At 57.1% G+C, this 18696-nt stretch carries 14 protein-coding genes; 13 read left to right on the top strand and 1 reads right to left on the bottom strand.

The window, feature by feature from the left end; genetic code table 11:
• Positions 1 to 350 precede the first annotated feature (350 nt).
• The 8 genes from JFU11_RS23340 to JFU11_RS23305 all read left to right on the top strand — a co-directional run bounded on the left by JFU11_RS23340 (position 351) and on the right by JFU11_RS23305 (position 9820).
• Positions 351 to 1283: an AraC family transcriptional regulator gene (locus JFU11_RS23340; RefSeq protein ID WP_201062230.1), complete on the top strand. Its 933-nt coding sequence runs from the start codon at positions 351 to 353 to the stop codon at positions 1281 to 1283.
• Between the two features lie 226 nt (positions 1284 to 1509).
• On the top strand, positions 1510 to 2787 hold the full coding sequence (locus JFU11_RS23335) for a cystathionine gamma-synthase family protein (RefSeq protein ID WP_201062229.1): 1278 nt from the start codon (positions 1510 to 1512) through the stop codon (positions 2785 to 2787).
• A gap of 151 nt (positions 2788 to 2938) precedes the next feature.
• Positions 2939 to 4369, top strand: a complete 1431-nt coding sequence (locus JFU11_RS23330; RefSeq protein WP_201062228.1) for an amino acid permease — start codon at positions 2939 to 2941, stop codon at positions 4367 to 4369.
• Between the two features lie 60 nt (positions 4370 to 4429).
• Complete coding sequence (locus tag JFU11_RS23325; protein WP_201062227.1) at positions 4430 to 5320, top strand: LysR substrate-binding domain-containing protein; 891 nt, start codon at positions 4430 to 4432, stop codon at positions 5318 to 5320.
• 17 nt (positions 5321 to 5337) lie between these two features.
• Positions 5338 to 6717, top strand: a complete 1380-nt coding sequence (gene thrC / locus JFU11_RS23320) for a threonine synthase (protein ID WP_201062226.1) — start codon at positions 5338 to 5340, stop codon at positions 6715 to 6717.
• A gap of 22 nt (positions 6718 to 6739) precedes the next feature.
• On the top strand, positions 6740 to 7177 hold the full coding sequence (locus JFU11_RS23315) for an Lrp/AsnC family transcriptional regulator (protein WP_201062225.1): 438 nt from the start codon (positions 6740 to 6742) through the stop codon (positions 7175 to 7177).
• 176 nt (positions 7178 to 7353) lie between these two features.
• Positions 7354 to 8397 carry a homoserine dehydrogenase gene (locus tag JFU11_RS23310; protein WP_201062224.1) on the top strand — a complete coding sequence of 348 codons (1044 nt, stop codon included), beginning with the start codon at positions 7354 to 7356 and terminating at the stop codon, positions 8395 to 8397.
• A gap of 10 nt (positions 8398 to 8407) precedes the next feature.
• Positions 8408 to 9820 carry an aldehyde dehydrogenase family protein gene (locus JFU11_RS23305; RefSeq protein WP_201087474.1) on the top strand — a complete coding sequence of 471 codons (1413 nt, stop codon included), beginning with the start codon at positions 8408 to 8410 and terminating at the stop codon, positions 9818 to 9820.
• An 87-nt stretch (positions 9821 to 9907) separates the two neighbouring features.
• On the opposite strand, the gene JFU11_RS23300 is transcribed toward JFU11_RS23305, so the two are convergent.
• Positions 9908 to 10291 (bottom strand): helix-turn-helix domain-containing protein, encoded by a 384-nt coding sequence (locus JFU11_RS23300; RefSeq protein WP_201062222.1) that lies wholly within the window; start codon positions 10289 to 10291, stop codon positions 9908 to 9910.
• 102 nt (positions 10292 to 10393) lie between these two features.
• On the opposite strand from JFU11_RS23300, the gene JFU11_RS23295 reads away from it, so the two are divergent.
• The 5 genes from JFU11_RS23295 (at position 10394) to JFU11_RS23275 (ending at position 18485) form a co-directional block, all read left to right on the top strand.
• On the top strand, positions 10394 to 11512 hold the full coding sequence (locus JFU11_RS23295; protein WP_201062221.1) for an NADH:flavin oxidoreductase: 1119 nt from the start codon (positions 10394 to 10396) through the stop codon (positions 11510 to 11512).
• A 445-nt stretch (positions 11513 to 11957) separates the two neighbouring features.
• A complete protein-coding gene (gene gabP / locus JFU11_RS23290; RefSeq protein WP_201062220.1) occupies positions 11958 to 13364 on the top strand; it encodes a GABA permease in 1407 nt (468 codons plus the stop codon).
• 113 nt (positions 13365 to 13477) lie between these two features.
• Entirely contained in the window at positions 13478 to 14575 is a 1098-nt protein-coding gene (locus tag JFU11_RS23285; protein ID WP_123722413.1) for a GlxA family transcriptional regulator, read from the top strand.
• Positions 14576 to 15001: 426 nt separating this feature from the next.
• Complete coding sequence (locus tag JFU11_RS23280; protein ID WP_123722414.1) at positions 15002 to 16105, top strand: GlxA family transcriptional regulator; 1104 nt, start codon at positions 15002 to 15004, stop codon at positions 16103 to 16105.
• A 256-nt stretch (positions 16106 to 16361) separates the two neighbouring features.
• Complete coding sequence (locus tag JFU11_RS23275) at positions 16362 to 18485, top strand: TonB-dependent siderophore receptor (protein ID WP_201062219.1); 2124 nt, start codon at positions 16362 to 16364, stop codon at positions 18483 to 18485.
• The last annotated feature ends 211 nt before the right edge of the window (positions 18486 to 18696 follow it).

The following is an 18696-nucleotide window of genomic DNA, read 5'->3' as shown; positions in this document are numbered from 1 at the left end:
GTCACAGTGGTCGTACAACCTCTCAAAATCAACGGAGGCGTTAGATCGTTTTTTCTCCTGAAAAAGGCGAATAATGCAGGTGTCCAAGAAAAATAAAATCAGCTCATTTCCTTGGTTCTGCCTCATATTGTTCATAAGTTATTGTTTTTAATCGCTTAATTATTTTTGTGTGCGCGTTGTTTTTTGGACAGACGACACAACACACATGGATAAAATTAGTTCTCTGTATTTCATTGTCATCCTATGACATGTTGAAGCCAGCGGTGTCTGCCTTCACAATCACCGCGGTCGCCGCCTGCATCGCGGCGCGACGACAACCTGCCCATGTACCTGTCGAGGATCCTCAGGCGATGTCGTCACCGAGTCGAGTACCCACTTACGTCATGCAGCAACGCAGCGAATTGACGGACTTTTACATCCGCGACAAAAAGGGCAGGCGCGCCGAAACCAGCCCGCATCGCCATGAGTATTTCCAGATCCAGGTCAACCTCGGTGGTGATACCGTGCAGCACATTGGCAATGTCGAACGCCCGTTTCCGCGCAATACGCTGGCCTTCATCCTGCCGCATCGCGTGCACGTGATTCCGCATCCGGAAGACAGCAATTTCATGGTGATCAATTTTTCCCAGACCTTCCTGCTGCCACATTTGCAGTGCGACCCGATGGATCTGGAGGAGGTCTCGATTCTGCTGGCGCCGGAGTTGTCGCCGTTTCGCTTTCAGGAGCATCTGGATTTCATTCTGGTCGATGAAGATTTCAGCAAAGTCTGTGCCCTGATCGAACAGATGCGAGTCCTGGATGAGAACCGTCAATTTGGCACTCGCGAGATGCTCAAGGGGTTGTTGCTGCAACTGGTGGGGAGCGTTTGTGCCTTGTATGCCGAGCCGCTCAAACGATTGGCCGAAGAGAATGCCGCCGAAGTAAGCCGGCGCGACGCGCTGAGCAGGATGTCCGAATACTTGCGCAAGAATATTGCCGACCCCGATCTCAACCTGATCAAGGTGGCTGCTGCGACCTACCTGTCACCGACGTATCTGACGCACTGGTTGCGCAAGGAAATCGGCAAGACTTTCACTGAGCTGGTGCTCGAACGCAGGATGCACGCGGCACGCAATTATTTGCTCAATGGGACACGACCGGTGGGGGAGGTGGCGAGGTTGTGCGGTTTCGCTGACGAGGCTTATTTCTCCCGACGCTTTCGCCAGATACATGGCCAGCCACCCGGGCAATTCAGGCGTCAGCAACTCAATCCCGATACTCCGCAGTCACCGTCCAACACGTGATCGACAGTTGTAGGTGATGTGGCGCATGCCGCGGGTCGCGGTCGACAAAGACCGAAAAAGCAGCCCTGAAAAAATTCTTCGCCATCGCTTAATACGTTCAGCCATTAAAAAAAGCAGCCCTTTGGCACCGATAACATCGTTTCTCGGGCTTACCGCTTTTCAATATATTGGTCGCCAGATCTGGTGAATGACTAAACACTCACCACCCTCAGTGCGAGTAGTCTTAATGAACAACAAACCTGACAAAGCAGGGCTGGATAACGCCGGAGCGGGGACCCGAGCGGTCTGGGGTGGGGAGCAAGTCAGGCACCCCTACAACGCCACTCAAACACCGATCGTGGTCAGCGCCGCTTACGGTTATGACGACATCGACGTCTGGTACGACGTTGCGTTAGGCAAGACGCCGGGCTTTATCTACAGCCGCATGAGCAACCCGACGGTCGAGACCCTCGAAGCAAAAATTCGCGAGTTGGAAATGGCCGAGTCCGCCGTGGCCTTCAGCAGCGGAATGGCGGCGATCAGCAGTGTACTTTTCACCTTCCTGGCCAATGGCGATCGTGTGGTGTCGACCAAGGACAGCTACGGTGGCACCAACAAGATTTTCGAAGAATTCCTGCCGCGCACGGGCGTTGAGGTGACCTTGTGCGAGACGTTCGATCACGAGGAGATCGAGCGTGAAATTGCCAAAGGCTGCCAGTTGGTGTACCTGGAAACGCCGACTAACCCGACCCTGAAAATACTCGATATCCAGCGTTTGGTGGCTGCGGCCAAGCGCGTCGGTGCCGTGGTGGTGGCGGACAACACCTTTGCCACGCCGCTGAATCAGAACCCCTTGGCGTTAGGGGTGGACGTGGTCATCCACAGCGCGACCAAGTTCCTCAGCGGTCATGGCGACGTGCTTGGCGGCCTGGTGTGCGGCAGCGAATCCTTGATGGCCAAGGTTCGTCATTATCGGGAAATCAACGGTGCGACACTCGACCCGTTCTCGGCCTACATGATCATCCGGGGTATGAAAACGCTGGTGCTGCGCATGCGTCAACAGCAACGCAGTGCCTGTGCTCTGGCGGAGTTCCTCTGCACCGAACCGTTGGTGGAGTCGGTCAATTATCCCGGCTTGCCCGGTCATCCGAACCACGCTGTGGCGTGCACGCAAATGTCCGGCTTCGGCGCCATCGTCAGTTTTGTTCTGGCCGGTGGGATGGACACGGTCAAGGTGCTCTTGCCACGTCTGCGATTCGCCCACTGCGCGGGCAATCTCGGTGCAGTGGAAACCATTTACGGCCCGGCCCGGACCACCAGCCATGTCGAGAACACGCTGGAGGAACGACTGGCTCTGGGTATCTCCGAAGGACTGGTGCGGGTCTCGGTCGGCATTGAAGACACTGACGATCTGCTCGACGATTTGAAGCAGGCGTTCGCTTTTGTCAGGTGTTCGCGCGATGAGCTGGCACAGGCAAACACACAGCACTCAAACAACAAAACGTGCATCGAGGCAGCAAGCTGAAGTTTTAACGTTGGTACCTCACGACAAGGCCGTTAGTGAGGCGTTCATGAAGTGGAAATAATAATAAAACTAGTGGCGACCTGTTTTGACTCTGCCCCGTAACTCATCGCAGACGTTAATGCGCGCCCTAACAACTTTCATGAGAGCAACCATGTCCATAAAAGAAGAACAACTCAACACACATACCGGTTTTAAACAGGAAATGCAGACGCGCCATATTGTCATGTTGGCATTGGGTGGCGTCATTGGTACCGGGCTGTTTCTCACGTCCGGGTACACCGTTAACCAGGCCGGTCCGTTGGGTGCGGTCATCGCTTACATCATCGGCGCACTCATGGTTTACATGGTCATGATGTGCTTGGGCGAATTGGCGGTGCAGATGCCGGAAACGGGTTCGTTCAGCACCTACGCTACGCGTTTTCTCGGACCCGGCACCGGCTACACCGTGGCGTGGTTGTATTGGCTGACCTGGACTGTGGCAATCGGCTCTGAATTTACCGCCGCCGGTATTTTGATGGCGCGTTGGTTTCCGGATACACCGGTATGGATTTGGAGTGCGCTGTTCGCAGGCTTGGTGTTTCTGACCAACGTGATATCGGTGCGCTTGTTCGCTGAGACCGAATTCTGGTTATCACTGGTCAAAGTAGTGACCGTGGTGGTGTTTCTGCTAATCGGTGGTGGCGCGATTCTCGGCCTGCTGCATATCGATCAGGCTCACAGTATCGGGCTGAGCAACTTCACTCGCGAGGGGCTTTTCCCTACCGGTTTCATGCCGATTGCCATGACGTTACTGGCGGTTTCCTTTGCGTTCTCCGGCACTGAACTGATCGGCATCGCCGCGGGTGAAACCAAGGACCCCCAGCGTAATGTGCCGCGTGCCATTCGCACTACAGTGCTACGCCTGGCAATCTTTTTCGTGGGGACCATTTTTGTCCTGGCGACTTTGTTACCCCGTGAACAGGCCGGTCTCGTAGAGAGTCCATTCGTCACCGTGTTCACCTACATCGGGATTCCGTACTCCGCAGACATCATGAACTTCGTGATCATCAGTGCTTTGTTGTCGGCTGCCAACTCCGGTTTGTACGCTGCTTCGCGGATGCTCTGGACCCTGAGTGACCAAGGTCACCTGCCCAAGCAGTTCTCGGCCCTGACCCGCATGGGCACACCACTCAACGCCATTATCGTCAGCATGGCCGGTGGCGCCGCATCGTTGCTCAGTAGCGTATTTGCCGCCGATACCATCTATCTGGCACTGGTGTCGATCTCCGGGTTGGCGGTGGTGGTGGTGTGGATGAGCATTGCCGCGAGCCAGATTGCCTTTCGCCGTCACTATGTCGCCAATGGAGGCGATGTCCGCGATCTTAAGTTCCGCGTCCGGGGTTATCCGTGGGTGCCACTGGGGGCGCTGGTCTGCTGCAGCCTGGCGTGTGTCGGGATTGCTTTCGACCCTGAACAGCGGGTAGCTCTGTACTTCGGTTTGCCATTCATCGCCTGGTGCTATTTCGTGTATTACATTACCCGCAAAAGCCGCGAGCGACGCTTGTCGGTTACCCCCTTGGCACAACCTTCCGATGCGTACTAGGCACTGTCGACGGGGTGGGCAAGCGTGCTCGGTGGAGGGGGCGTCATTGAGGTTCAGACCATGAAGCAAAAGACGTTACCCCCATTGAACTGGTTGCGGGCATTCGAGGTGTCCGCCCGTTGCCTGAACTTCACCCACGCCGCCGAAGAACTGTTTTTGACCCAGGGTGCGGTAAGCCAGCAGATCCGCCAATTGGAAAGCCATCTGGGGGTGGCGCTGTTCAAGCGCTTGCCCCGTGGCCTGGGGCTGACCGAGGAAGGACAGGCCTATCTGCCGGTTGTGCAGGATGCGATCACTCGACTGGCGGTGGGGACCAACGAAATTTTTGGCCAGCACAAACGCCGGCCGATCAAGGTGCGCGGCAGTCTGGCGTTTTTCGTGCATTGGCTGGCGCCCAAGCTGGTGGGCTTTCGCCAGGCCCATCCACAGGTCGACATCCGCTACATCAGCAACATCTGGGTCAAGGAACTGGATGGTGAGGACGACATGGAAATTCGCTGGGGCCATGGTCAATGGCCCGGCCTGGTGTCGCAGCGCCTGACTTGGGACACCTTGTTTCCGGTCTGCTCGCCAGCCCTGATGGCGAGTTCGCCGCTGACGGTGCCGGCGGACGTGGCGCACCATCCGTTGTTGCATGTCCTGGGTTACGAAGAGGGTTGGGGTTACTGGTTGAACATGGTCGGTGCGGATACCGTCGATTCGTCGACCGGCATGCAGTTCGACACACTGATTTCCACCTTGCGCATGGCTGAGTTGGGACAGGGGATTGCCCTGGCCCGGTCCTCGATGGTTGATGAAATGCTTCAGGACGGGCGACTGATCGAGCCCTTCGACCAGCGCATCGAAGCCAGCGAGTCGTTTTACCTCGTACGCGGTTCCGGGGCCGACCAGCACCCCGACGCGGTCATGTTTTCCACCTGGCTGGTCGAGCAGGCACATCGTTTCAAATGAATGGCCGGGAGCCAACCATGCGCTATGTAAGTACCCGAAATTCGGCCGTTCAGGTCGATTTCGAAAGGGTCGTGTTGTCAGGGATTGCCGAGGACGGTGGGTTGTTCGTGCCGCTCGAATTGCCACTGTTCGAACCGCAGGACATCGCCAACTGGTCGACGTTGCCCTATGACGAACTGGCCTATCGAGTGATGAGTCCGTTTGTTGGCGAGACGATCCCCGAGGCGGACCTCAAATGCTTGCTCAAGGAAGCTGGCAGCCAATTCAGCCATCGGTCCCTGGCACCTTTGCATCAGGTAGATCGCAACGAATGGGTGTTGGAGCTGTTCCATGGACCGACCCGCTCTTCGAAGGATTTTGCCGCTCAGTTGCAGGCTCGGCTGGTGCAATACTTTCTGCGCAAACGCGGGCGTCGCGGGGTAGTGATCGGTGCCACCAACGGCGATACCGGGCTGGCGGCCATCGAGGCATTCAAACACTGCGACGAAACAGTCGTGGTGGTGTTTTACCCGGAGGCAGGTGTACCGCAAGACCAACTCCAGCACCTGCAAGCGGTGGCGCATCCCAAGGTTCACCAGTTCGCAGTGAATGGCAGCTTCGACGAGTGCCAGACCATCGTCACTCGGCTGTTCCGGCAGTGGCCGTGCACTCAACATGAGGCGATCAGTTTCAACTCCAGCAACTGGGTCAGTGTGTTGGCGCAACTGGTGTTTTACTTCCACGCCGTGCTGCAACTGGGAGGGGGGCAGCGTCCGATCGGTTTCAGCGTGCCAGCCGCGAGTTTTGCCGAGGTCTATGCCGGTTACATCGCGCAGAAAATGGGCTTGCCGATCACCCAGATGATCGTTGCGACCAATCAGAATGACGCGTTGCATCAGTTGTTTCTGAAGAACCACTACTCCCGGTTGCGAGCCAACAAGACCTTGTCGCCGGCCATGGACCTGTCGATTTTTTCTAACCTGGAACGTTTTCTCTGGGAGCTCTACGGGCATGACGATCAGGCTGTGAGCGCGCTGATGGCAGCATTCGAATCCAGCGGCGAGATGAGCATCGCCAACGAGTTCTGGTTGCAGGCGCGGATGATCATCGACTCTTACGCGGTCAGTGATGAGGAGACGCTGAAGGAAATCACCTCGCTGTATCGCGACACCGGTTACGTCATCGACCCGCATACCGCCACCGGTGTCCTCGCGGCCAGGTTGTATCGCCGAAGCCTGGTGGCGCCGATGGTTACCCTGGGGGAAATCTCGCCGGCCAAATCGGCGGTACTGCTCGGCGAGCTGGGGATCAGCACGCCGGCGCAACACAGCCCAGTCGCGAAGCAAGGGCCGGCGCAGCTTTACCGGATTAAGCCGGACGACCTCGACACCATCCATCAGCTGCTCGGCGCGCTGTGAAGGCGCGGCAACAGGAGGCCAAGTGAAGCGAATTCTGGACCCTCTCGATGAACGCATCATCGCGGAACTGCGGCTCAATGGCCGGGCTGCCCACGCCGAGCTGGCGACGAAGGTCAACCTGTCGCGCAATGCCGTGCGCCAGCGCATTGAACGGCTTGAGCGCGACGGGGCGATACAGGGTTATACGGTACGCACGGGGGAGGGGCGACAAGCTTCTTCGAACATCAATGCGGTGATTTTCGTCTACCGCTACGACCGCATGCGCGGCGCGGAAGTGCTGCAGGCCCTGCGGGCAATACCGGAAGTCATTCAGTGCGATGTGATGAGTGGCGAGTTCGATCTGATGCTGCGGGTCGGCGCTGCCAGTCCGGAGCGGGTGCATAAGGTCTGGAATGAAATCTCTGCGTTGCCCGGGGTGGAAAACACCGTGACCTCATTCGTGCTGTCGTCCGTCGTCTAACCCCTTTATCGTTCTGAAAAAAGCCAACCTGTGTTGGCTTTTTTTATGCCTGGCGTTTTGCCCGGGTGCTGGTCAAAACGCCCACAAAATAGAGCAAATTGGCCTATTTCACTGCCCTGGCCGCGCCCCTAACCTAGAACCCAACAACCCATCACCCGGATCAAGGGCATAAAAAAATGACTGAATACAAACTGGCGCTTGTCGGCTTCGGCGGTGTGAACCGGGCATTGGCTCAGCTGATTGCCGAACGTAACGAAAACTGGAAAACCGAATTGGGTTTCACTCTGAAAATCGTTGGCGTTACCGACCTGTTTCTTGGTTCGGTGATTGGCCGCGAAGGGCTGGACGCCGCGTTGCTGGCCAAGCTGCCGGCAGTCAAAGGTGCATTGGCGCAGCTTCCGGGTGGCGAAGCAGATGCCCTCAACGAAGCGGTGATCAAGGACTGCGGCGCAGACATCATTGTCGAAGCCACCTTCACCAATCCGGTAGACGGCGAGCCGGCCACCTCGTTCTGCCGTTGGGCGCTGGAACGCGGCAAACATGTCGTCACCACTAACAAGGGACCCATTGCCTTGCACGGCGCCGAGCTGAAAGAACTGGCCCGACGCAATAACGTCGCCTTTGAATACGAAGGTTCGGTGATGAGTGGCACGCCGGTTATTCGCCTAGCCAAGCAGTCGTTGGCAGGCAGTTCGATAGTCGGTTTCGAGGGGATTCTCAACGGCACGTCCAACTTCGTTCTCACCTGCATGGAAGGCGGCCTGGGGTTTGCCGAAGCGGTCAGCAAAGCACAGGACCTGGGGTATGCCGAAGCCGATCCGACGGCGGATGTCGAGGGGCATGACGTGCGCCTCAAGGTGGTGATCCTGGCCAATGAACTGCTGGACGCCAAGCTGAACGTCAGCGATGTCAGGTGCAGCGGTATTTCCTCACTCGACCTTGGCGACATTGAAAAAGCCCGGCAGGACGGGGCTCGCTGGAAGCTAATCGGCGCAGCCATGCGTCATGCCGATGGGGCGATCAGTGCCAGTGTCGAACCGCGTCTGTTGAAACACGATCATCCGCTGGCCGGTATTTCCGGTGCCACCAATGCCGTGTCGTTTACCACCAATCTGCTCGGCGCGGTGACGGTTTCGGGGCCGGGGGCAGGGCGCATGGAAACAGCGTTTGCGCTGCTGTCGGACATCATCAGCATCCACCAGTCTGTTGCGCGCAACTAGGAGAAAGCCTGTGAACCTATCACGTCTGTCCCTGGCTGTTGTGGAGCCGCAAATCGAAGTCTTTAACCCCTTTGACGGCACCGTCATCGGGACCGTCGCGGATGTCTGTGCGTCGCAAGTGCCGCAGCTGCTGGAGACCGGGCGCAGCGGTGCGCGGGTGTGTGCCGGGTTACCGCGTCATCGTCGGGCACGCATTCTCGAGCAGGCTGCATTGAACATCGAGCTTGATGCCCAAGCGTTTGCCCGGCTGATCGTCGACGAAGCCGGGAAGACCCTCAAGCAGGCAGAAAAAGAAGTCAAACGCTGCGTCAACACCCTCAAGCTTTCTGCCGAAGAGGCCAGGCGTAATGCCGGGGAAGTGGTGCCTTTCGACGCCTATGAGGGTTCTGAGTCGCGCCAGGGCTGGTTTTCCCGCGAACCCCTGGGCCTGATCGTCGCGATTACCCCGTACAACGATCCGCTGAATCTGGTGGCGCACAAGCTCGGTCCTGCCATTGCCGGCGGCAACGCGGTGATTCTCAAACCGTCTGAGCTGGCGCCGTTGTCGGCCATTAAATTGGTGTCGTATCTGGTCATGGCAGGGTTGCCCGAATCGGTGGTCACGGTCGCCACCGGGGGGGCGGAACTGGGCAAGGCCTTAGTCGCATCCCGTGAGGTGCGGATGATTTCCTTTACGGGCGGCTTCGTCACCGGGGAGCAGATCGCACGCACCGCGGGCCTGAAGAAACTTGCCATGGACTTAGGCGGCAATGCGCCGGTGATCGTCATGGGCGACTGCGACCTTGAGTCTGCCGTCGAAAGTTGCCTGTCGGGAGCCTTTTGGGCTGCGGGGCAGAATTGCATAGGTACTCAGCGCCTGCTGATTCAGGCACCGATTTATGAAGCGTTCCGTGAGCGTTTCGTCAGCCAGGCCAAGGCGCTTGTGAACGGCGACCCTATGCGTGCCGACACTGATATCGGCCCGATGATTACCCCGCAAGCCGCGCAGAATGCCGAGCAAGTGGTGAACGACGCGTTGCAAGAGGGCGCGACATTGCTCTGCGGCCATCGGCGCCAAGGCTCGTGCTACGCCGCTACGGTATTGGAAAACGTCGATCATTGCAGTCGGCTGTGGCGCACCGAAGTCTTCGCGCCGGTGGTGGTTTTGCAGCCTTTCGAAACCTTCGATGAGGCCATCGCATTGGCCAACGAGCCCGAATACAGCCTGCATGCGGGGATTTTCACCAATGATCTGGCCACGGCCATGAGCGCCGCACGAAGAATCGAAGCCGGGGGTGTGATGATCAACGACTCCTCCGACTACCGCTTCGATGCGATGCCGTTTGGCGGCTCCAAGTACGGCAGCCTGGGCCGGGAAGGGGTGCGCTTCGCCTATGAGGAAATGACCCAACCCAAGGTGGTGTGCCTGAACACGCTGGGTTAATCGATTCGAGGAACATCTAATCAGGTCGTTTTGCATTGGGAAGGTCTGGTCACCCGCCCAATGCATTTTTTTCTGGCGTTAGCAAAATCATTCCGTCGGGCTTACCTGCGCAGCCTCGTCAAACTTCAACCGGGCCGCTTCAACCTCGGGCAATTTATCGAGCGTCCATTTATGCAATTCGCGAAATGGCTGCTGCAATGTTCGACCCAGTTGGGTGATCTCATACTGGACTGCTACAGGCGAGAACGAAATGACCTTGCGCGAGACAAGACCATTTCGTTCCAGCCGTCGCAGGCACTGTGTCAGTGCCTTCTGAGTGACGCCCTCCAGGCGGCGTCTGATGGCATTAAAGCGATGCGGTCCGTCATCAAGCACCGCCAGAACCATCATTGACCACTTGTCTGCGATTTGGTCGAACAGCGCCCGGCTTGGGCACTCCGACGAAAAACATTGCGGCTTTAATTCCAGCATCGAAGTTTCCTCATGTATACCTAGGCGACTCTAAGTGCCTAATTGACATTTGGTTTACAAAATATACTTATATGGCTTCCGAAAGCAAATGGAGTCCATCCAATGTCAAACCTTGATACCAGCATTTTATTCCGTCCTTTTTCCATCGGGTCGCTTGAGCTGAAAAACCGGATTGTCATGGCGCCGATGACTAGGCAATTTTCGCCAGAGGGCATCCCCGGCGAAGGGAGCGCTGCATACTACCGGCGGCGCGCTGAAGGTCGGGCCGGATTAATTTTGTCAGAAGGGACCGTCATCGATCGTCCCGCTTCACGTAACGGTTCCGGCATTCCTTTTTTCCACGGTGAAGCAGCGCTGGCCGGATGGAAGAACGTGATCGATTCTGTCCACAATGCGGGTGGCCGTATGGGGCCGCAACTCTGGCACACCGGTGCAGTGCGTGACGTCAGCGGCTGGGAGCCTGATGCGCCAGTTGAAAGCCCATCTGGCCTCGATTCGCCAAACGATCCGCGCGGTGTGGCGATGAGCGAAGAGGATATTGCAGATACAGTTGTTGCCTTTGCCAAGGCAGCCGCGGATGCCAAACGCCTGGGTTTCGACACCGTTGAGATTCATGGGGCTCATGGTTATTTGATCGATCAGTTCTTCTGGGCCGGCACCAATCAACGCACCGATCGTTATGGCGGACCGACGATCAAAGAGCGCTCGCGCTTTGCCGCTGAGATCGTGTCTGCCGTTCGTCATGCGGTCGGCCCCGAATTCCCTATCATCATGCGCGTTAGCCAGTGGAAGCCGCAGGACTTTGGGGTGCGCCTCGCCGAGACCCCTGCATTAATGGAAGACTGGCTGCTGCCGTTGGTCGAAGCGGGTGTTGATGTTCTGCATTGCTCGCAGCGACGCTTCTGGGACCCTGAGTTTCCCGAAATTGATGGTGAGAACGGGCTGAACTGCGCGGGCTGGGCGAAGAAAGTCACTGGGGCCACAACCATTAGCGTCGGTTCGGTCGGGCTGGATAACGATGTTACTCACGCATTCGCCGGCAAGGGATCAACCCCTGCGAGTCTGGATCGACTCGTCGAGCGTATGGAGCGCGAAGAGTTTGATCTGATCGCTGTAGGGCGTGTTCTGCTGAGTGACAAGGATTGGGTCGCCAAAGTGGAACAAGGCGATTACGCGGATCTGAAGGGCTTCAATCCGGCGTCTTTAGCCGAATTGGTTTGAGCCTTATTACGGAGTATGGAAAGTGTGATGTTACAAAGGTTTTAGTCTGAAGAGAACCTCGCTGCCCTCATCGGTCAGCGCGAACCCGGCGCGCCCTTGTGTCCGTGAGCTAGAGGCACAGCCCTGAACGAGTTGTCGCAAGACAGCCCCAAGACCGTTCAGTCCACGAAAGCTGAGTGGTTTTGGGTTAATGCACCACACGCGATACGCGCAACGCGTGTCGAAATCAGACTCGTCGGTGGCGCACTCGGGCTACTGGCTTTCAAGACAAGACGCGTAAGGTGACGCGTCACTTCATGGCCGTGTGCAGCTGTGATGCCTGATTTAGAAACTCGGGAGCGTTTGAGGTGCGCTGCGTTCGAAACGCGGCAACAGGGAGAAATGATGATCGCCTGACCCTCAGTCAGTACGCCCTAACGTCGATCACCAGAGAACAAAAAAAACAATGAATAGCCTGAACTCCAAAGATTCGAATGGTCAGTTGGCGCAGGGTTTCAAGCCGCGTCACGTCACAATGCTTTCTATCGCGGGGATTATCGGCGCAGGTTTGTTTGTTGGCTCGGGACATGCCATCGCTGCGGCGGGGCCGGCGGTATTACTGGCTTATCTGTTTTCCGGCCTGTTGGTCGTTCTGGTCATGCGCATGCTGGGTGAAATGGCGGTTGCCAACCCGGACACCGGATCTTTCTCTACCTACGCCGACCAGGCAATCGGGCGTTGGGCAGGCTTCACCATCGGCTGGCTGTATTGGTGGTTCTGGGTGCTGGTGATACCGATCGAGGCGCTCGCGGCCGGGCATGTATTGAATCAATGGTTCCCGCAGATCGATGCCTGGTTGTTTGCCTTGCTGTCGATCATTCTGTTGGTCGTGACCAACCTGTTCAGTGTGTCCAAATACGGTGAGTTCGAATTCTGGTTTGCGATGGCCAAAGTCGTGGCGATCATTGGATTCATCGGCCTGGGTTTTGCGGTGTTGATGGGGTGGATTCCAGAGCGCGAAGCCAGCGGATTGAGTCGACTCATTGAGGAACATGGCGGTTTTGCGCCCAACGGCTTGTCAGCGGTTGTAGGGGCATTCATCACCATCATGTTCAGCTTCATCGGTACGGAAGCGGTGACCATCGCTGCGGCCGAATCCAGCAATCCTGCGCAGAACATTGCCAAAGCCACACGCTCGGTGATCTGGCGCATCGGGGTGTTCTACCTGCTGTCCATTTTCGTGGTCATTTCCGTGGTGCCCTGGAATGATCCATTGCTGGCGTCGGTGGGCTCTTACCAGCGCGCGCTGGAACTGATGAACATTCCCCACGCCAAGTTCATGGTAGATGTGGTGGTGTTGATTGCCGTGGCCAGCTGCATGAACTCGTCGATCTATATTGCCTCGCGCATGTTGTTTTCGCTGGGCAAGCGCGGTGATGCACCGAAGCCGCTGAAGGTGACGTCGTCGGCGGGCGTGCCGAGGGCTGCGGTGATCGCCAGCACCGTGCTGGGTGCCGGTGTGACCTTGTTCAGCTACTTCATGCCCGCCGGACTGTTCCAGTTTCTGCTCGCCAGCTCCGGCGCCATTGCCTTGCTGGTGTACCTGGTTATCGCAGTGTCGCAACTGCGCATGCGCAAGATTCTGCGTCGGCAGAACGTCGAGCTGAGCTTCAAGATGTGGTTGTTCCCTTGGCTTACCTGGTTGGTCATCGCCTTCATCTGCGCAGCGTTGGCGGTGATGATGGTGACGCCCGAGCACCGTATGGAAGTTTCTTCGACCATCGGCCTGGCGCTGGTGATTTCCTTTCTCGGCCTTGTGACCGCGCGTCAGCATGGGCAACCGCAAAGTGCGGTGTCGGCGGAAAGTGCATAGCAGCCATATCAGCGTAAACCTGCTTGCGATCTTATCAGTGCGCCAGCAGTGGCGGGGCGGTTAACACCGCCGGCGCCACGGGCCATTACCGCTCACTGCGAGAAAAAACTTCGATGGCATACGACACCTCCAAGGCCGCTCTTCCCCAAACCATTGGCTTTTTGCTGCTGGACCAATTCACTTTGATCTCTCTGGCATCTGCCATAGAGCCTCTGCGAATGGCCAATCAGTTGACCGGTCAAGAGCTGTACCGTTGGCACACTTTCAGCTTGGGGGGCGAGCGGGTGTGGGCAAGCGATGGCATGCCGATCACTCCGGATTGGGCGATCAATAACGCACCGATACTTGATACCGTGATCGTCTGCGGTGGCATTGGCATTCAAAGCGCGGTGACCCGTGAGCACATTACCTGGTTGCGAGCCCAGGCGCGGCGCGCGAAGCGGATGGGGGGTGTTTGCACAGGTAGTTGGGCCTTGGCTCAGGCAGGCTTGCTCGATGGCTTCGACTGCAGCGTGCACTGGGAATTTCTGGCGGCCATGCAGGAAGCTTTTCCACGAGTGAACCTCAGCTCCAGTCTGTTCACCCTTGACCGAGACCGCTTCACCAGCTCGGGCGGAACCGCGCCAATGGACATGATGCTGCACCTGATCAGTCGCGATCATGGTCATGAACTGTCAGCGGCCATCTCCGACATGTTCGTCTACGAGCGAATCCGCAACGAGCAGGATCACCAACGAGTGCCCCTCAAGCACATGCTCGGTACCAACCAACCGAAGTTGCAGGAAATCGTCGCCTTGATGGAGGCCAATCTGGAAGAGCCGATCGATCTCGACGAACTGGCGAATTATGTTGGTTTGTCCCGTCGACAGCTGGAGCGGTTATTCCAGAAGTACCTGCATTCCTCACCCTCGCGCTACTACCTCAAGCTGCGTCTGATCCGCGCGCGTCAGTTGCTCAAGCAAACGCCGATTTCGATTGTAGAGTTGTCGGTGGTGTGTGGCTTTGTGTCCACCCCCCATTTCTCAAAGTGCTATCGCGAGTATTTCGGCATCCCACCCAGCGACGAGCGCTTGGCGGCGCAAACGCTAACGCAACCGCAAGTGACAGCAAGATCGATTGCACAGGCGTTGCCCTTGGCAAGGCCGATGAGTTTGCTGGATCAGGCACGTGATGAGTCAACATTCGCCAGTATCAAAATTTTGAAATCCTGAACAATCAGGGTGATCAATTCATCACTCCAAACGGTCAACGATAAAACCCGGAAGCTTCTCTGTTTCCCGGTTTTTCGTCGTTATGAAGTTTAGTTGTGAGTGGCGTTACGTTATTCAAAAAAAACGACCTGTGCTTGTCGGTAACAAGCAAGTTGTCGTTGCCAGGCATCCTTCCCATACCTGCTACCTAATTGCTCGCAGTTTATAAGCAGGCTTACCAGATCGACCCTTTTCGCTTTTGATCTGCGCCATTGCGACCCTTCATATAGAGGCACCGTCGCGTCGTTTTTTGAATTGATTGGAAGTCTATTCAATTACGGCGTGACTTTTGCACTTGAAATTACAAATAGCCCGGCGTATTTGGACGGGCAATAAAAAGAGCCTGTGTCTGAGGCCAATACCTGCTTGGTGTGAGGAGTTACTGCAATGACGACGTTCAACTCCGGGGCGAAGCCCCAGAACCGTGCGCCTCAATCCATCGGCTTTTTGCTGTTGGACAATTTCACACTGATTTCTCTGGCTTCCGCGGTGGAGCCTCTGCGCATGGCTAACCAATTGTCCGGTCGCGAACTGTATCGCTGGACGACCCTCACTGCCGACGGAAACAAGGTCTTGGCCAGCGACGGCTTGCAGATCACCCCTGACACCTCGATGCAGAACGCGCCTGCCATGGACACCATCTTTGTCTGCGGCGGTGTCGGTATTCAACGCTCCGTAACCCGCGCGCATGTATCGTGGCTACAAAGTCAGGCGCGTCAGTCCAAGCGCCTGGGCGCGGTGTGCACCGGCAGCTGGGCCCTGGCGTGCGCCGGTCTGCTGGATGGTTACGATTGCAGTGTTCACTGGGAGTTTCTGGCGTCCATGCAGGAAGCCTTCCCGCGAGTGGTTATAAGTACGCGACTGTTCACCCTGGACCGTAACCGTTTCACCAGCTCCGGTGGCACCGCGCCGCTGGACATGATGCTGCACTTGATCAGCCGCGATCACGGCCGTGAACTGTCGGCGGCGATCTCGGAAATGTTTGTCTACGAACGCATCCGTAATGAGCAGGATCACCAGCGTGTTCCGCTCAAGCACATGCTTGGCACCAACCAGCCGAAGTTGCAGGAAATCGTGGCGCTGATGGACGCCAACCTCGAAGAACCGATCGACCTCGACGAGCTGGCAGTTTTTGTCTCCGTGTCGCGGCGTCAGCTGGAGCGGTTGTTTCAGAAATATCTGCACTGCTCACCGTCCCGCTATTACTTGAAACTGCGCCTGATTCGCGCCCGACAACTGCTCAAGCAAACACCCATGTCGATCATCGAAGTGGCGTCGGTGTGTGGCTTCGTGTCCACGCCGCACTTCTCCAAGTGCTACCGCGAGTACTACGGCATTCCACCACGCGACGAGCGTGTGGGTTCCAACACCACGCAACAAGTGGCAATGATACCGCTGCCGCAAGCGCTGGGGCTGTCTCCATTGTCCGACCCGTCGTCGGCGCTCGGCCAAGCTCGCAACGAATCAACCTTTGCCAGCGTCAGGATATAAAGCTATATCGCGATGGACTTTTGAGCTCATTACTCAGGATTTTGCGGCCTTTCAAAGCCTATGCGATGAGAGGCTTTATGAGGCTATTGCATCACTGATGTACCTGGCCACGTTGATCATACGAGTTGATTTCGCAACTTTTGCACTACTTTGGCGAGATAAAAAAGTATCGACTGATAATGGGAATTGATATTATTCGTTGTCAATTCTCGCCGAGCTCCTGAAGTGCCCGGCATCTTCTCAAGGTTGTATGTCGATGCGTCGAACTCTCGTTTCTCTGTGTGTGATCCAAGCCATTTCCCAGACCACCTGGGCTGACCAGGCACCGACTGATCCTGCGTCAATAGAGTTACAAGCGATCGACATCAACGGCACATTCGAAGAGCCGGCCCAAGGCCCGGTCCAGGGGTATCGGGCGACCCGTTCGGCCAGTGCGACGCGCACCGACACTCCGATTCATGAAACCCCACAATCCATCAGCGTGGTCACCCGGGATGTCGTGGAAGACCTCGGCGCCACCCGCCTGCAAGACGCTCTCGATTACGCCGGAGGCGTGGGCCGTGCGAACAATTTCGGCGGGCAGGGCCTGACCACTTTCACCGTGCGTGGCTTTACCACCGGTGAGTTCTACCGCAACGGTTTCCCGATCAACCGCGGTTATCCGAACATGCCCGATGCCAATACCATCGAGCGTCTGGAGGTCCTGCGCGGGCCAGCCACCACGCTCTATGGCCGTGGCGACCCGGGCGGCACCTTCAACGTGGTGTCCAAACAACCCCTGGCCGAGCGCACTGTGACCCTGGGCAGTCAGCTCAATGATCAGGGCATGCGTCGCGGAACGCTGGATGCCTCAGGACCGCTGGATGATGAAGGGCGACTGGCCTATCGTCTGAACGTGATAGGCGAGGGTGGTGACACCTTCCGTGATCACGTCGAAAACGAGCGTTACGGTGTGGCGCCGGTCCTCGGTTGGCAGGTCAACGACACCACCCGTATCACCTTCGAAGGCGATTTCATGCGCAACAACGCGCCGCTCGATCGGGGTGTGACCCGCTATCGCAATCAGATCGGCGTCGCGTCGCGGGATACTTTTTTCGGTGAGAAGGATGTCGGAAAGCTGCACAACGACAACAACATGGCGCAACTGCGTTTCGAGCATTTCCTGAACGACAACTGGACCTTGGGCGGTGGCACGCAATATCTCGACGGCAGTCTGCAAGGCAATGCCATCGAAGCCAACGGTGTCGCTGCCGACGGCCGAACGCTAGGGCGCAACTTCAACTACCGCAAGCTGGAGTGGCGTGACCTTGATGTGCAGTTGAATCTGACCGGCCATTTTTCCACCGGTGGATTCGACCACACGTTGCTCACGGGCATCGAGTATGAGGATTACGATTACAAGTCGATTATCCGTCGCTCCAGTGGGGCGGTGAGTGCCTACCCCATCGACATTTTCAATCCGGTCTACGGCCAGCCGCGTCCGGCGTTGACTCGCACCACCACCAATGATCAGGAAAACCTCAAGACCTATGCCGCTTTCGTGCAAGACCAGGTGACCCTGGCCGAGGGTTTGAAAGCTTTGGCTGGCGTGCGTTTCGAACGCTTCGAGCAGGATTACGACAACTACATCGTCAACGGTCCGAGCTGGACCAACAGTGACAACGCAGTCACTCCGCGCCTGGGGCTGATCTACGATTTGACCCCGACCGTGGCGATCTATGCCGACACGGCGCGGTCCTTCAAACCCAACAGCGGTGCCAGTCGAACGGGCGGCGGTTTCAAACCCGAAGAAGGCAAATCCTACGAGGTGGGCGTCAAGTGGCAGGCCCTTGATCGTCAGTTAAGCGTGGATGCCGCGGTGTATCAGATCGAAAAACGCAACGTTCTGACGACAGACCCGGTGGACTCGACCTTCAGCGTTGCGGCGGGTGAAGTTCGTAGCCGTGGCTTTGATCTGAATGTGGCCGGTAACCTCACGCCAGAGTGGCGGATGATCGGTGGCTACGCCTACGTGGATGCCGAAGTCACCCAGGACAACCTGCTGAAGTCAGGCACCCGCCTGGTGAACATTCCGCGCAACAGTTTCAGCCTGCTGAACGTCTACGAGTTTCAGGACGGTGGCCTCAAAGGACTGGGCCTGGGGGTGGGAGCCAAGTATGTCGACGAGCGCGCCGGCCAGACCGCAGCCAATGCCTTTTCCATGGATAGCTACGAGGTGTTCGACCTGCTCAGCTTTTACAAAGTCAACGAGCACCTGCGGCTTAACCTTGACCTGAAGAATGTGTTCGACAGCCACTATGATGAAGGCGCCTTTGGCAACGTTTACGCCTATCCGGGCGCGCCGAGAACGGTACAAATGGGTTTCTCGTACACGTTGTAACTGGTAGACAGGAAGCGCCCGCACGATCAATCGGCCTGTGCGGGTCTCCGGCGCGACGTTGCAGATCCAGGACTAAAGTTCGCGCACTTTACCCACAAAAGACCTGATGACAGCAGAACCGACTATCCTTTCAGATAGTGAACGCTGCACTCTTGGCAAAAAGGGACACCATGCCAGACTATGATCGCGCCATCGGCTCCAGACCCGGCAT

The sequence above is a fragment of the Pseudomonas sp. TH37 genome (assembly GCF_016650735.1).
GTDB classification, from domain to species: domain Bacteria; phylum Pseudomonadota; class Gammaproteobacteria; order Pseudomonadales; family Pseudomonadaceae; genus Aquipseudomonas; species Aquipseudomonas farris.
Note: the sequence above shows the minus strand (reverse complement) of the source record. Positions and strands in the feature narration are given on the sequence as shown.